Source organism: Burkholderia sp. MSh2, from assembly GCF_000731655.1.
GTDB classification, from domain to species: domain Bacteria; phylum Pseudomonadota; class Gammaproteobacteria; order Burkholderiales; family Burkholderiaceae; genus Burkholderia; species Burkholderia paludis.
Genome location: NZ_JPGM01000007.1, coordinates 171,631 through 184,965, shown reverse-complemented (window position 1 = coordinate 184,965; position 13,335 = coordinate 171,631). Strand labels below are relative to the sequence as shown.

Sequence of the window (13,335 nt, the reverse complement as noted above, 5' to 3'; positions counted from 1 at the left end):
GTCAGCCGCGGCCGTCGCCCAGTTCGAACACCGACACCGCCTGCATCAGGTGCGCGGTCTGGTCGTTCAGCGAGGCCGCCGCCGCCGCGACCTCCTCGACCAGCGCCGCGTTCTGCTGGGTCAGCTGATCCATCTGCGTGACGGCCTGGTTCACCTGCTCGATCCCGACGCTTTGCTCGACCGACGCCGACGTGATCTCGGACATCGTCTGCACGACCCGCGTGATCGACACCGAGACCGAGCGCATCGCCTCGCCGGCGCGGTCGACCAGCTCCGCGCCGCCGTTGATCTGCGAGACCGAATCCTCGATCAGCGCCTTGATCTCCTTCGCCGATTGCGCGCTGCGCTGCGCGAGCGAGCGCACTTCGCCCGCGACGACCGCGAAGCCGCGCCCCTGTTCGCCCGCACGGGCCGCCTCGACCGCCGCGTTCAGCGCGAGGATGTTGGTCTGGAACGCGATGCCGTCGATCACCGAGATGATTTCCGCGATCCGCCCCGAGCTCTGCGCGATGCCGCGCATCCGGTCGATCACGCTGTCGACCACGCCGCCGCCGTGGCTCGTCGCCTCGAGCGCCGCGTCTGCCAGCGCGCTCGCCGCACGCGCGCTGTCGGTGTTCTGCCGGACGGTCGCGGTCAGCTCCTCCATGCTCGCGGCCGTTTCCTCGAGAGAGGCCGCCTGCGTGCCCGTGCGCGCCGACAGGTCGGCGTTGCCGCCCGCGATCTCGCCCGCGCCGAGGTGAATCGCGTCGGACGCCTGGCGCACCGTGCGCACGGTGTCCGCGACGCTCGACTGCATCACGGCGAGGCCGCGCAGCATCCGGTCGATCTCGAACACGCCGCCCGGCCGCACGACTTCGTCGAGCCGGCCCTGCGCGATCCGCTCGAAATGGAGGCCGGCTTCCTCCAGAGGCGCGACGACGGCGCGCCGCGCCGCCGCGTAGATCGCCGCGCTCGCCACGAGCATCGCCACCAGCAGCACGATGCCGACCGACTTGAACCAGAACATGCCGCCGTCGATCGTGTCGAGCGCCGCGCGGCTCGATGCGCCGCCATAGTCGGTGAAGCGATGCAGCTCGGCGATATAGGCGTCCTGGATGCTCTGGGTCGGCTGGTCGAGGAAGGCCTGGATGTTGTCGGCGTCGAGGAACTGCACGAGTTCGCCCAGCGCGCCGCGCAGCGCGCGGTAGCGTTCGGCCAGCGCCGCGACGCGCGCGCGGTTCGTGTCGTCGACCGGCTGTGCCGCCGTCAGCACGGCGAACGCCTTGTCCGCCTCCGCGAGCGAGGCGCCGGCGTGGCGGATGATGTCCTCCGGCTTCGGGCCGCCGCGCACCATCCGCGTGCCGGCGCGCGACAGGTTGATGCGGGCGTCGAGCAGTTGCTGGGTCGCCTGGCTGGCCGCCCCGACCTGCGCGATCGCGACATTCGACAGATCGTCGACCCCGCTGCGCGTCGACGCGAGCGCCCGGAAGCCGAGCGCTTCGATCGCGAACAGGAAAAGGCAGAACACGGTCAACACGCCGAGCAGACCCGACGCGAGCTTGATTTTTCCAAACATGGGGGAGATTCCTGGAAAGCGGACGATGTGGCAATGCCCCGGCATTAGCGGCATTTCTGCGTCGGACTTTAGGTGCGGCCGGCGAGGTGCGGCCGATTGGAAGCCGCCGGCGAGGCGCAGCCCCGGCATTCTCGCCGAATCGCCCGCAAACGACGACAACTCCCGCATTCGACGCAACAATCGCACCGCATCGCGCCGGAACTCACACGAAACGTGGACGAATTTCCTTGCTTATCCGCAGCCCCCTTCCTAGAGTTCAGCGCAAGCGGGCACTCATTTCGAGGAAAGTCGATGACGGACATCACGGACCACGCGCGCGGCGCATTGCGTGCGCAACCGTTCAGCATGCTGCTGGGCACCGAGCTGATGCACATCGGCGACAACGAGGTGTCGCTGTGCCTGCCCGTGCGCGAAGAACTTCGGCAGCAGCACGGCTTCGTGCACGGCGGCGTCATCAGCTATCTCGCGGACAATGCGCTGACGTTTGCCGGCGCACTCGTGCTCGGCCCGCGCGTGATTACCGCCGAATACAAGATCAACTACCTGCGGCCGGCCGTGAACGGTACGCTCGTCGCCCGCGCGAAGCTCGTCTACGCGGGCCGGCACCAGGCCACCTGCCAGTGTCATGTGTTCGTCATCGACGGCGATCACGAGCGGCTCGTCGCGATCGCGCAAGGCACGATCAACCGCGTCGGCGACGGCAAGATGCCGGACGGGCCGGAAGAGACGGCCTGACGGGCGGCGCCGGCCGGTTCGCCGGGATCGGCCGCGAAACACCGAAACCGAAGCCGCTGCGCGCACCGCGCCGGCGTTTCATCGCGGCAGGATGGACGGACGGCATCGCGCTCGCGACGCCCCACGGCGGCCAATACCCTGCGGGCAGCACCCGGTTCGCTCCCGAACCGTCGGGTTCGGCGCGCTACCCGGCCCCATCGCCCGTCAACGGCAGGAAACGCGGCGCCACGCGCGCCCGCACGTTCCCGTTCTCGTCCGTTCGATAGATTCCGCGCGCGACGTTGTGCGGATGCGCGACCGCGTCGGCCACGCTCAGCAGCGGCGCGAAACACGCGTCAGTGCCCTCCAGCAACGCACGCCAGTGCGCGGACGGCTGCCGCGCGAACACCTCGGCGAAACGCGCCTTCAGCGCGGGCCAGCGCGCGCGGTCGTACTGCGACGCCGGATCGACGTCGGTCAGCCCGAGCCGTTCGACCAGCAGCGCGTAGAACGGCGGTTCGAGCGCGCCGATCGTCACGCATTCGCCGTCCGCGCAGCGATACACGTCGTAGAACGGCGCGTCGTGGAACAGGCTCGGCTGCGCGCCGTCGAGCTGGCCGTTCGCACGCGCCCACAATGCAAGCGAACCGAGCATCGACACGATGTCGACGATCGCGCCGTCGACCACGCGCCCCGGCCCGCCGCCGCGCACGTCGAACAGCGCGCAGACGATCCCGAACGCGAACCCGAGCGCGCCGCCCGCATCGCCGACGACAGTGGGCGGCAACCCCGGCCGGCCGTCGCGCGGCGCGGACAGCGACAGCAGCCCCGTCAGCGCGACGTAGTTCAGGTCGTGCCCCGCCGCCGCCGCGAGCGGGCCGTGCTGGCCCCAGCCGGTCATCCGCCCGTACACGAGCGCCGGGTTACGGCGCGCGCAGTCGTCGGGCCCGAGGCCGAGCCGCTCCATCACGCCGGGCCGCAGCCCTTCGACGAGCGCATCGGCCCGTGCGATCAGGTCGAGCGCGGCCTCGCGGCCGGCCGGCGATTTCAGGTCGAGTTCGACGATCGCCTTACCCTCGCGCAGCAGATCGCCGTCGCGGGCCCGCAGCGCGTCCGGCGCACTGGTGCGGCCGGACGGACGCGCGATCAGCGTAACCCGCGCGCCCATCCCGGCGAGCATCCAGCCCGCGAGCGGGCCGGGGCCGAGGCCTTCGAATTCGACGATATGGGTGCCGGCAAGCGGCGTGTCGAGCGGCATGCGATTCTCCTTTCCGGGCCGGCGCTTCGGTGCATGCGCCGGCCCCGTGCCTCGCGCCGCGGATCGTGTCCGTCACGCGCGCCGCAAACAAAAAATCCCTGCGCGGCGGAAATCGCCTTGCAGGGATCGCGGTGAGCAACGCTCATCCCGGTTCGTGCGTCAGAACGCGTCGCCCGGCACGCGCACCCAGCCTTCCATCAGCACGCGCGCGCTGCGGCTCATGATCGCCTTCGTGACGACCCACTCGCCGTTCTCGAGCCGCGCTTCCGCACCGACGCGCAGCGTGCCCGACGGATGCCCGAAACGCACCGCGTTGCGTTCGCCGCCGCCCGCCGCCAGGTTGACGAGCGTGCCGGGGATCGCCGCGGCCGTGCCGATCGCAACCGCCGCCGTGCCCATCATCGCGTGATGCAGCTTGCCCATCGACATCGCGCGCACCAGCAGGTCGACGTCGCCCGCGTTCACGCGCTTGCCGCTCGATGCGACGTAATCGGCCGGCTTCGCGACGAACGCGATCTTCGGCGTGTGCTGCCGCGTCGCGATTTCGTCGAGCGTATCGATCAGGCCCATGCGCAGCGCGCCGTGCGCGCGAATCGTCTCGAACTTCTCGAGCGCCTTCGCATCGCCGTTGATCGCGTCCTGCAGCTCGGTGCCCGTATAGCCGATCGCTTCGGCCTCGACGAAGATCGTCGGGATCCCCGCGTTGATCATCGTCGCCTTCAGCGTGCCGACGCCCGGCACCGCAAGATCGTCGACGAGGTTGCCGGTCGGGAACATCGACCCGCCCGCGCCCTCTTCCTCGGCGGCCGGATCCATGAATTCGAGCTGCACTTCGGCGGCCGGGAACGTGACGCCGTCCAGCTCGAAGTCGCCCGTCTCCTGCACCGCGCCGTTCGTGACCGGCACGTGCGCGACGATCGTCTTGCCGATGTTCGCCTGCCAGATCCGCACGATCGCCACGCCGTCACGCGGCACGCGCGCCGGATCGACCAGGCCGCCGCTGATCGCGAACGGGCCGACCGCCGCCGACAGGTTCCCGCAGTTGCCGGTCCAGTCGACGAACGCCTTGTCGATCGCGACCTGCCCGAACAGGTAGTCGACGTCGTGGCCGGGCCGCGCGCTCTTCGACACGATCACCGTCTTGCTGGTGGACGACGTCGCGCCGCCCATCCCGTCGATCTGCTTGCCGTACGGATCGGGGCTGCCGATCACGCGCAGCAGCAGCGCATCGCGCGCGGCGCCCGGCGCCTGCGCGGCGTCGGGCAGATCCTGCAGCCGGAAGAACACGCCCTTGCTGGTGCCGCCGCGGATGTAGGTCGCGGGAACCCTGATTTGAGGAATATGAGCCATGTCCGTTGTATCCCTGATCCGCGGGAAGCCGTGCGTCCACCCGGCTTCCCGCCCGATGCCGCGCGCGCCGGAGCGATGCGCGGCAAACCGAATCCGGCCTGCCGCGCGGCCGGCGCTCCTGCGCCGCCGCGACAACCGGCCCTTCGTTCGGCGCACCGCCGACGGCGCGCCGAACCGCCTTTACCACCTTCCCGTCACGCCGCCTGCGACGATTCCAGGAAATCCTGCGCGAAACGCTGCAGCACGCCGCCCGCTTCGTAGATCGACACTTCCTCGGCCGTATCGAGCCGGCACGTCATCGGCACCTCGACGCGCTCGCCGTTCCTGCGATGAATCACGAGCGTCAGGTCGGCGCGCGGCCTGCGCTCGCCGATCACGTCGAAGGTCTCGGTGCCGTCGATGCCGAGCGTCGTCCGGTTGGTGCCGGGCTTGAACTCGAGCGGGAGCACGCCCATCCCGATCAGGTTCGTGCGGTGGATCCGCTCGAACCCTTCGGCGGCGATCGCCTCGACGCCCGCGAGCCGCACGCCCTTCGCCGCCCAGTCGCGCGACGAGCCCTGGCCGTAGTCGGCGCCGGCGACGACGATCAGCGGCTGCTTGCGATTCATGTACGTCTCGATCGCTTCCCACATCCGCATGACCTTGCCGTCCGGCTCGACGCGCGCGAGCGAGCCCTTCTTCACCGCGCCGTCGACCACCGCCATCTCGTTGATCAGCGTCGGGTTCGCGAAGGTCGCGCGCTGCGCGGTCAGGTGGTCTCCCCGGTGCGTCGCGTACGAGTTGAAGTCTTCTTCCGGCAGGCCCATCTTCGCGAGGTACTCGCCGGCCGCGCTGTCCAGCAGGATCGCGTTCGACGGCGACAGGTGGTCGGTCGTGATGTTGTCGCCGAGCACCGCGAGCGGGCGCATGCCCTGCAGCGTGCGCTCGCCGGCCAGCGCGCCTTCCCAGTACGGCGGGCGGCGGATGTAGGTGCTCTGCGCGCGCCAGTCGTACAGCGGCGCCGCGCGCTCGCCCGCGTCGGCGCTGCGCGCGAACATCGGCTCGTAGACCTTGCGGAACTGCTCGGGCTTCACGCTCGACGCGACGATCGCATCGATCTCCTCGTCGGTCGGCCAGATATCCTTCAGCGTGACGGGCTTGCCGTCCGGGTCGTGGCCGAGCACGTCCTTCTCGATGTCGAAGCGGATCGTGCCGGCGATCGCGTATGCGACGACCAGCGGCGGCGATGCGAGGAACGCCTGCTTCGCATACGGGTGGATGCGGCCGTCGAAGTTGCGGTTGCCGGACAGCACGGCCGTCGCGTACAGGTCGCGGTCGACGATCTCCTGCTGGATCTTCGGGTCGAGCGCGCCCGACATGCCGTTGCAGGTCGTGCACGCGAACGCGACGATGCCGAAGCCGAGCTTCTCGAGCTCGGGCAGCAGGTTCGCTTCTTCCAGGTACAGCTCGACCGCCTTCGAGCCGGGCGCGAGCGAACTCTTCACCCACGGCTTGCGCGTGAGGCCGCGCGCGTTCGCGTTGCGCGCGAGCAAGGCGGCGGCGATCACGTTGCGCGGGTTGCTGGTGTTCGTGCAGCTCGTGATCGCGGCGATGATCACCGCGCCGTCGGGCATCTCGCCCGCCTTCTCTTCCCACTGGCCGGCGATCCCGCGCGCGGCGAGATCGGACGTCGGCAGCCGCTTGTGCGGGTTCGACGGGCCGGCCATGTTGCGCACGACGCTCGACAGGTCGAACGTCAGCGTGCGCTCGTACTGCGCATTGGCGAGCGTGTCGGCCCACAGGCCCGCCGCCTTCGCGTAGGTCTCGACGAGCTTCACCTGCTCGTCGCTGCGGCCGGTGAGACGCAGGTAGTCGGTCGTCTGGCCGTCGATGAAGAACATCGCGGCCGTCGCGCCGTATTCGGGCGCCATGTTCGAGATCGTCGCGCGATCGCCGAGCGTGAGGCTCGCCGCGCCGGCGCCGCGGAATTCGAGATAGGCGCCGACCACCTTTTCCTTGCGCAGGAATTCGGTCAGCGCGAGCACGACGTCGGTCGCGGTGATGCCGGGCTGGCGCTTGCCGGTCAGCTCGACGCCGACGATGTCCGGCAGGCGCATCCACGACGCGCGGCCGAGCATCACGTTCTCCGCCTCGAGCCCGCCGACGCCGATCGCGATCACGCCGAGCGCGTCGACGTGCGGCGTGTGGCTGTCGGTGCCGACGCAGGTGTCCGGATACGCGACGCCGTCGTGCGCCTGGATCACCGGCGACATCTTCTCGAGGTTGATCTGGTGCATGATGCCGTTGCCCGGCGGGATCACGTCGACGTTCTCGAACGCCTTCTTCGTCCACTCGATGAAGTGGAAGCGATCCTCGTTGCGGCGATCCTCGATCGCGCGGTTCTTCGCGAACGCGTCCGGATCGAAGCCGCCGCATTCGACGGCGAGCGAGTGGTCGACGATCAGCTGCACCGGCACGACCGGGTTCACCTTCGCCGGGTCGCCGCCGGCGTCGGCGATCGCGTCGCGCAGGCCCGCGAGATCGACGAGCGCCGTCTGGCCGAGGATGTCGTGGCACACGACGCGCGCCGGGAACCACGGGAAATCGCGCTCGCGCTTGCGCTCGACGATCTGCTTCAGCGAATCGGCAAGGATCGCCGGATCGCAGCGGCGCACGAGGTTTTCGGCGAGCACGCGCGACGTGTACGGCAGCGTGTCGTAGGCGCCGGGCGCGATCGCGTCGACCGCGGCGCGCGCGTCGAAATAGTCCAGCGACGTGCCGGGCAGGGGTTTGCGGTTGGCGGTATTCATGATGTGGGGAACTCGGGTATGGCGTCCGGCGCACGCCGGCCCCCCGTCATGCGGGCAGCCGGCGTGCACGGTTGGCGATCAGCGCTTCTCGATCGGCACGAACTGCAGGTCTTCCGGACCGGTGTAGTTCGCGCTCGGGCGGATGATCTTGTTGTCGATGCGCTGCTCGATGATGTGCGCGCTCCAGCCGGACGTGCGCGAGATCACGAACAGCGGCGTGAACATCGCGGTCGGCACGCCCATCATGTGATACGACACCGCGCTGAACCAGTCGAGGTTCGGGAACATCTTCTTCGCTTCCCACATCACCGATTCGAGGCGCTCGGCGATGTTGTACAGCTTCAGGTCGCCCGCTTCCTTCGACAGCTTGTGCGCGACGCCCTTGATCACCTTGTTGCGCGGATCGGAGATCGTGTAGACCGGGTGGCCGAAGCCGATCACGACTTCCTTGTTCTCGACGCGACGGCGGATATCGGCTTCGGCGTCGTCCGGCGAGCTGTAGCGGCTCTGGATTTCATACGCGACTTCGTTCGCACCGCCGTGCTTCGGCCCGCGCAGCGCGCCGATCGCGCCGGTGATCGCCGAGTAGATGTCCGAGCCCGTGCCCGCGATCACGCGGCCGGTGAACGTCGACGCGTTGAATTCGTGCTCCGCGTACAGGATCAGCGACGTGTGCATCGCCTCGACCCACGACTTCGACGGCGTCTTGCCGTGCAGCAGGTGCAGGAAGTGGCCGCCGATCGAGTCGTCGTCGGTTTCCGTCTCGATGCGCTTGCCGTTGTGCGAGAAGTGATACCAGTACAGCAGCATCGAGCCGAGCGATGCCATCAGGCGGTCGGCGATGTCGCGCGCGCCCGGCAGGTTGTGGTCGTCCTTCTCCGGCAGCACGGTGCCGAGCACCGACACGCCGGTGCGCATCACGTCCATCGGGTGCGCGGACGCCGGGATTTGCTCGAGCGCCGCCTTCAGCGCGTTCGGCAGGCCGCGCAGCGCGCGCAGCTTGGTCTTGTACGCAGCCAGTTCGGTCAGGTTCGGCAGCGTGCCGTGCACGAGCAGGTGCGCGATTTCCTCGAATTCGCACGATTCGGCGACGTCGAGAATGTCGTAGCCGCGATAGTGCAGGTCGTTGCCGGTCTTGCCGACCGTGCACAGCGCCGTATTGCCGGCCGTCACGCCCGACAGCGCCACCGACTTCTTCGGCTTGAATGCGCCTGCGGCGGCCGGTGCTGCTGCGTCTTTCGTCTCGCTCATGTTTCCGTTCTCCAATGTGTATCGGGGGTATCAGCGGTCGTTCCAACCGGCGCCGCGGCGCCGGGCCCGACCGATGCAAAGCGTTCCGGAATCGTGTCCCGGCGCGCGGGCGCGTTACTTCTTGCCCTGCGCGAACAGCTCGTCGAGCTTGCGCTCGTATTCGTGATAGCCGAGGAAGTCGTACAGCTCGGCGCGCGTCTGCATCGTCGGCACGGCCGCCTTCTGCGTGCCGTCGCGGCGCAGCGTTTCGTAGAAATTCAGCGCGGCCTTGTTCATCGCGCGATATGCGCCGCAGCAGTACAGCGCGATATCGACGTTCGCCTCGCGCAGTTCGTCGAGCGTGAACAGCGGCGTCGAGCCGAACTCGGTCAGGTTCGCGAGGATCGGCACCTTCACGGCCGCCTTGAAGCGGCGATAGTCGTCGAGCGTCTTCATCGCTTCCGGGAAGATCATGTCCGCGCCGGCCTCGACATAGGCCACCGCACGCTCGATCGCCGAATCGATCCCTTCGGCGGCGGCGGCATCGGTGCGCGCCATGATCACGAACTGGTCGTCGGTACGCGCATCGACCGCCGCCTTCACGCGGTCGACCATTTCCTCGGTCGGCACGACTTCCTTGCCCGGACGGTGGCCGCAGCGCTTCTGGCCGACCTGGTCCTCCAGGTGCACGGCCGCGACGCCGGCCTTGATGAACGAGCGCACCGTGCGCGCGATGTTGAACGCGCCGCCCCAGCCCGTATCGATGTCGACCAGCAGCGGCAGGTCGGTCGCGTTGGTGATCCGGTTCGCGTCGATCAGCACGTCTTCCATCGTGCTGATGCCGAGATCGGGGATCCCGAGCGAGTTCGCGGCGACGCCGCCGCCCGACAGGTACACGGCCTTGAAGCCGACGGCCTGCGCCATCTTGGCCGCGTACGCGGTGATCGCGCCGACCACCTGCAGCGGCTGTTCCGCCGCGACTGCCGCGCGGAATTTCGCGCCGGCGCTCTGAAGATGCGTATTGCTCATGAACGGCCTCCTGATGGAATGCCCGATAACAGCAAGGACCGGGCCAGCTCGCTGAACTCCGCTAACCCACTGATTCTTAAGCAACCGGCACGGGCGACGTCACGCCTGGATATTTCAAATCGGCAATCTCATGTTTCAAAAATGAAATCGCACGCGCATAATCCACCGTCATGGACCTCTCCTCGACCAAGCCCGTCGGCCCGGCCGATCGCGCGGTGCGCCCGCGCATCTGGGCGATGGGTATCAGCCGCCTGCGCGATCTCTTTCGCGAGATCGCCGGCGAATTCGACGAACGCGCCGACGTGCGCATCGTCACGCGCGCCTATGAGGATGCGCTCAGCGCGATCGCCGAGGCCGGCACCGCGCGGCCCGACGTGATCGTCGCGGCCGGCTCGAACGGCGGCTTCCTGAAAACGCGTGCGCAAGTGCCGGTGGTGGTGGTGTCGCCCACCGGCTTCGACGTGATGCAGGCGCTCGCGCGCGCGCGGCGCGACGCATCGCGGATCGCGCTCGTCAGCGCCGGGGAAACGCCGCCCGAAGTGCGCCGCTTCGTCGCCGCATACGGCCTCGACGTGCAGTTTGCGTCATATCAGTCCGCGCAGGAAGCGGAAGCCTGCGTGCACGACCTGCACGACCGCGGCATCGAGACGATCGTCGGCCCCGGCCTCGTCACCGATCTCGCGGCCAGCGCCGGCATGGGCGCGGTGTTCCTGTATTCGCACGCATCGGTACGCAAGGCCGTCGATACGGCGCTCGAAGTCGCCTATGCGACGCACGCCGAGGCGTTCCGCCGCCAGCGGCTCGACAACCTGCTGCAGCACCTGCGCGACGGCGTGGTCGCGCTCGACGCGCGCGGCCGCGTCGAGGCGATCAACGAGCGGCTCGCGTCGGCGCTCGGGGTCGAACCCGGGGCGGCCGTCGGCCGCGCGCTCGTCGACCTGCGCCCGGAGTTGCGCACGCTGCGCGGCGAGGACGGCGATGCGCTCGCGACCGTGCGCGGCGTGCGCTACGTCGTGCATCGCGGGCCGCTCGTCGATCGCGGCGTCACGTCGGGCAGCGTGCTGACGTTCCAGGAATCTCGCGCGGTCGAACGGCTCGACCGCGCATTGCGTTCGCAGCCGACCACGCAGCAGTTCGCCGCGCGCTACGCGCTCGACGACGTGATCGGCGCCTCCGCGCCGATGGCGCGCGTGCGCGATCTCGTGCGCCGCTATGCGAAATCGGACGCGACCGTCCTGGTGCTCGGCGAAAGCGGCACCGGCAAGGAAATGATCGCGCAAAGCCTGCACGCGCTGTCCGCGCGGCGCGGCTACCCGTTCGTCGCGGTCAACTGCGGCGCGTTTCCGGAAGCGCTGCTCGAAAGCGAGCTGTTCGGCTATGAAGAAGGCGCGTTCACCGGCGCGCGGCGCGGCGGCAAGACCGGCCTGTTCGAGGCCGCGCACCGCGGCACGCTGTTTCTCGACGAGATCGGCGAGATGCCGCCGTCGCTGCAGAGCCGGCTGTTGCGCGTGCTGCAGGAGCGCGAGGTGATCCGTCTCGGCTCGACCGAGCCGATCCGCATCGACGTGCGCGTGGTCGCCGCGACGCACCGTCCGCTGCTCGCGGCCGTCGAGGCCGGCACGTTCCGCGCGGATCTCTATTACCGGCTCAACATCCTGAACGTCGGCCTGCCGCCGCTGCGCGAGCGCGCGGCCGACATCCCGGCGCTCGCGGCCACGCTGCTCGTGCAGGCCGCGCGGCGCGAACCCCGCCTGGCCGACCGCCTGCGCGACGCCGGCGACGCCGCGCGCGTGCTCGGCGCGACCCAGGCAACGCTGGCGCGCTACCGGTGGCCCGGCAACGTGCGCGAACTGCAGAACGTGATCGAACGGATCGCGGTGGAACTGGCCGAGGAAGCCGACGAAGGCGATCCCGCCGGCGCATGCGGCGCGCTCGATCCCGACGCGCTGCGGGCGATCGCGCCCGAGCTGTTCGTCGCGCCGCCCGACACGGCCGACGCCGACGACGCGCAGACGCTGCACGCGCGCCGCCGCCGTGCGGAAGCCGACGAGATCCGCGCGGCACTCGACGCGTGCGGCGGCGACCGCGACCGCGCATGCGCGATGCTCGGCATCAGCAAGACGACGCTGTGGCGGAAGCTGTCGGCGAAATAGGCTCGCCCGGATTCGACGCGCCGCCGCGCGCCCGCCCGAACACGCTCGTCAGTCGGCCTTGTGATAGTGGCGGTACGCCTTCGCGCGATTGCCGCACGACGACATCGAGCACCAGCGACGGCTGCCGTTCTTGCTGTCGTCGATGAACAGCCACTGGCACGCATCGTTCGCGCAACGCTTGACCTTCGCGAGCCGCGCGCCGCCCAGCAGGTCGATCGCCGACCACAATACCGGGCTCAGCAGCCGGGCCAGCGTCGCGCGGCCCTCCGCGATCCGCCACGCGTAGCCGCCGTCGACGCGCGCCAGCGCGATGCGCGGCGCCGCTTCCGCGAGAAAGCCGCCGAGCAGCGCGAGATCCTCGGCCTGCGGCTCACGCTGCTCGGCCTGTGCATGAAAGAGCCGATACAGCGCGTCGCGCAACGCGAGCGCGCGCGCAAGCGCCGCCGGCGCCCCCTCCTCCTCCACGCTACGCGTGCCGCACGTTTGCGCCAGGCTGGCCGGCACGCCGGCCTGCTCCCGGCACCACGCCAGCAGATCGTCCATCGTCCCGAGGGTTTCGGTCGGCGAGTCGCTGCCGCGCCAGTACAGCGTGTTCGCGAAATCGATGCTCAGGGTTTCGGGCGGCGCCGGAATCAGGCAGTCCATCGTGACGGAAGGGTGCATATGGCTCATGTCCGGATCGTATCTAACCATCATGCTGGTTGACAAGCCCGGGGACGCTTCCTAACATAACCAGCATGGTGGTTAAAAACAGGTTTGCTGCACGGAAGTCCCTTCTCGATTCAAGGAGCCAACTGATGATCGATCACCTCTCGTTCGGCGTGGCACACGTCGGCCGCAGCCGCGCGTTCTACGACAGCACGCTCGGCGCGCTCGGCTACAAGCGGCTGTATAGCGACGACGGCGCCATCGGATACGGCAGGACGGAGCCGCAACTGTGGCTGCAGCATGCGACGCGCCCCGTCGCCGCCGATCCCGACTCGGGGCTGCACCTGTCGTTCAAGGCCGCGTCGCCTGTCGAGGTCGACGCGTTCTACCGCGCCGCGCTCGAGCACGGCGGCCAGGACAACGGCGGGCCCGGCAAGCGCGACCGCTACGGCCCCGGCTACTACGCGGCTTTCGTCGTCGATCCCGACGGATATCGGCTGGAAGCGCACTGCGAACTCGACAACATCGTGTGATCGCACCCGCGTACCCATGCGAAAGGCCCGATTCCGCGCAACGCGGAATCGGGCCTTTACGTTCGAATCGTCGATG

Annotated in this window: 10 protein-coding genes; 3 read left to right on the top strand and 7 right to left on the bottom strand. The window is 69.2% G+C overall.

Annotation, left to right across the window (positions count from 1 at the left end; all coding sequences use genetic code 11):
- Nucleotide 1: 1 nt before the first annotated feature.
- The gene (locus tag GQ57_RS06375; RefSeq protein WP_031400285.1) at nt 2–1,555 is read right to left on the bottom strand and encodes a methyl-accepting chemotaxis protein; all 1,554 of its coding nucleotides are present in this window, start codon (nt 1,553–1,555) and stop codon (nt 2–4) included.
- 291 nt (nt 1,556–1,846) lie between these two features.
- Between GQ57_RS06375 and GQ57_RS06370 the strand changes: the two genes are divergently transcribed.
- Complete coding sequence (locus GQ57_RS06370) at nt 1,847–2,290, top strand: PaaI family thioesterase (RefSeq protein ID WP_031400286.1); 444 nt, start codon at nt 1,847–1,849, stop codon at nt 2,288–2,290.
- A gap of 184 nt (nt 2,291–2,474) precedes the next feature.
- Here the strand turns inward: GQ57_RS06370 and GQ57_RS06365 are convergent, their stop codons facing one another.
- The 5 genes from GQ57_RS06365 to prpB form a co-directional block, all read right to left on the bottom strand.
- Nucleotides 2,475–3,527 carry a CaiB/BaiF CoA transferase family protein gene (locus GQ57_RS06365; RefSeq protein WP_034197410.1) on the bottom strand — a complete coding sequence of 351 codons (1,053 nt, stop codon included), beginning with the start codon at nt 3,525–3,527 and terminating at the stop codon, nt 2,475–2,477.
- A 159-nt stretch (nt 3,528–3,686) separates the two neighbouring features.
- Nucleotides 3,687–4,877 (bottom strand): 2-methylaconitate cis-trans isomerase PrpF, encoded by a 1,191-nt coding sequence (prpF, locus tag GQ57_RS06360; RefSeq protein WP_031400288.1) that lies wholly within the window; start codon nt 4,875–4,877, stop codon nt 3,687–3,689.
- A gap of 194 nt (nt 4,878–5,071) precedes the next feature.
- Complete coding sequence (gene acnD / locus GQ57_RS06355) at nt 5,072–7,666, bottom strand: Fe/S-dependent 2-methylisocitrate dehydratase AcnD (protein ID WP_031400289.1); 2,595 nt, start codon at nt 7,664–7,666, stop codon at nt 5,072–5,074.
- Between the two features lie 78 nt (nt 7,667–7,744).
- Nucleotides 7,745–8,917 (bottom strand): bifunctional 2-methylcitrate synthase/citrate synthase, encoded by a 1,173-nt coding sequence (gene prpC, locus GQ57_RS06350; RefSeq protein WP_031400290.1) that lies wholly within the window; start codon nt 8,915–8,917, stop codon nt 7,745–7,747.
- Nucleotides 8,918–9,031: 114 nt separating this feature from the next.
- Nucleotides 9,032–9,925, bottom strand: coding sequence for a methylisocitrate lyase (gene prpB / locus GQ57_RS06345; protein WP_031400291.1), 894 nt, complete (start codon nt 9,923–9,925; stop codon nt 9,032–9,034).
- Nucleotides 9,926–10,095: 170 nt separating this feature from the next.
- Between prpB and prpR the strand changes: the two genes are divergently transcribed.
- Nucleotides 10,096–12,078: a propionate catabolism operon regulatory protein PrpR gene (gene prpR, locus GQ57_RS06340; RefSeq protein WP_034197409.1), complete on the top strand. Its 1,983-nt coding sequence runs from the start codon at nt 10,096–10,098 to the stop codon at nt 12,076–12,078.
- 48 nt (nt 12,079–12,126) lie between these two features.
- On the opposite strand, the gene GQ57_RS06335 is transcribed toward prpR, so the two are convergent.
- On the bottom strand, nt 12,127–12,750 hold the full coding sequence (locus GQ57_RS06335) for a CGNR zinc finger domain-containing protein (protein WP_425321994.1): 624 nt from the start codon (nt 12,748–12,750) through the stop codon (nt 12,127–12,129).
- Nucleotides 12,751–12,875: 125 nt separating this feature from the next.
- Between GQ57_RS06335 and GQ57_RS06330 the strand changes: the two genes are divergently transcribed.
- On the top strand, nt 12,876–13,259 hold the full coding sequence (locus GQ57_RS06330; protein WP_034197407.1) for a VOC family protein: 384 nt from the start codon (nt 12,876–12,878) through the stop codon (nt 13,257–13,259).
- The last annotated feature ends 76 nt before the right edge of the window (nt 13,260–13,335 follow it).

Bases quoted from the DNA above. Each gene is read 5' to 3' on its own strand.
- GQ57_RS06375 (WP_031400285.1), bottom strand. From the start codon at position 1,555: ATGTTTGGAAAAATCAAGCTCGCGTCGGGTCTGCTCGGCGTGTTGACC.
- GQ57_RS06370 (WP_031400286.1), top strand. From the start codon at position 1,847: ATGACGGACATCACGGACCACGCGCGCGGCGCATTGCGTGCGCAACCG.
- GQ57_RS06365 (WP_034197410.1), bottom strand. From the start codon at position 3,527: ATGCCGCTCGACACGCCGCTTGCCGGCACCCATATCGTCGAATTCGAA.
- prpF (WP_031400288.1), bottom strand. From the start codon at position 4,877: ATGGCTCATATTCCTCAAATCAGGGTTCCCGCGACCTACATCCGCGGC.
- acnD (WP_031400289.1), bottom strand. From the start codon at position 7,666: ATGAATACCGCCAACCGCAAACCCCTGCCCGGCACGTCGCTGGACTAT.
- prpC (WP_031400290.1), bottom strand. From the start codon at position 8,917: ATGAGCGAGACGAAAGACGCAGCAGCACCGGCCGCCGCAGGCGCATTC.
- prpB (WP_031400291.1), bottom strand. From the start codon at position 9,925: ATGAGCAATACGCATCTTCAGAGCGCCGGCGCGAAATTCCGCGCGGCA.
- prpR (WP_034197409.1), top strand. From the start codon at position 10,096: ATGGACCTCTCCTCGACCAAGCCCGTCGGCCCGGCCGATCGCGCGGTG.
- GQ57_RS06335 (WP_425321994.1), bottom strand. From the start codon at position 12,750: ATGAGCCATATGCACCCTTCCGTCACGATGGACTGCCTGATTCCGGCG.
- GQ57_RS06330 (WP_034197407.1), top strand. From the start codon at position 12,876: ATGATCGATCACCTCTCGTTCGGCGTGGCACACGTCGGCCGCAGCCGC.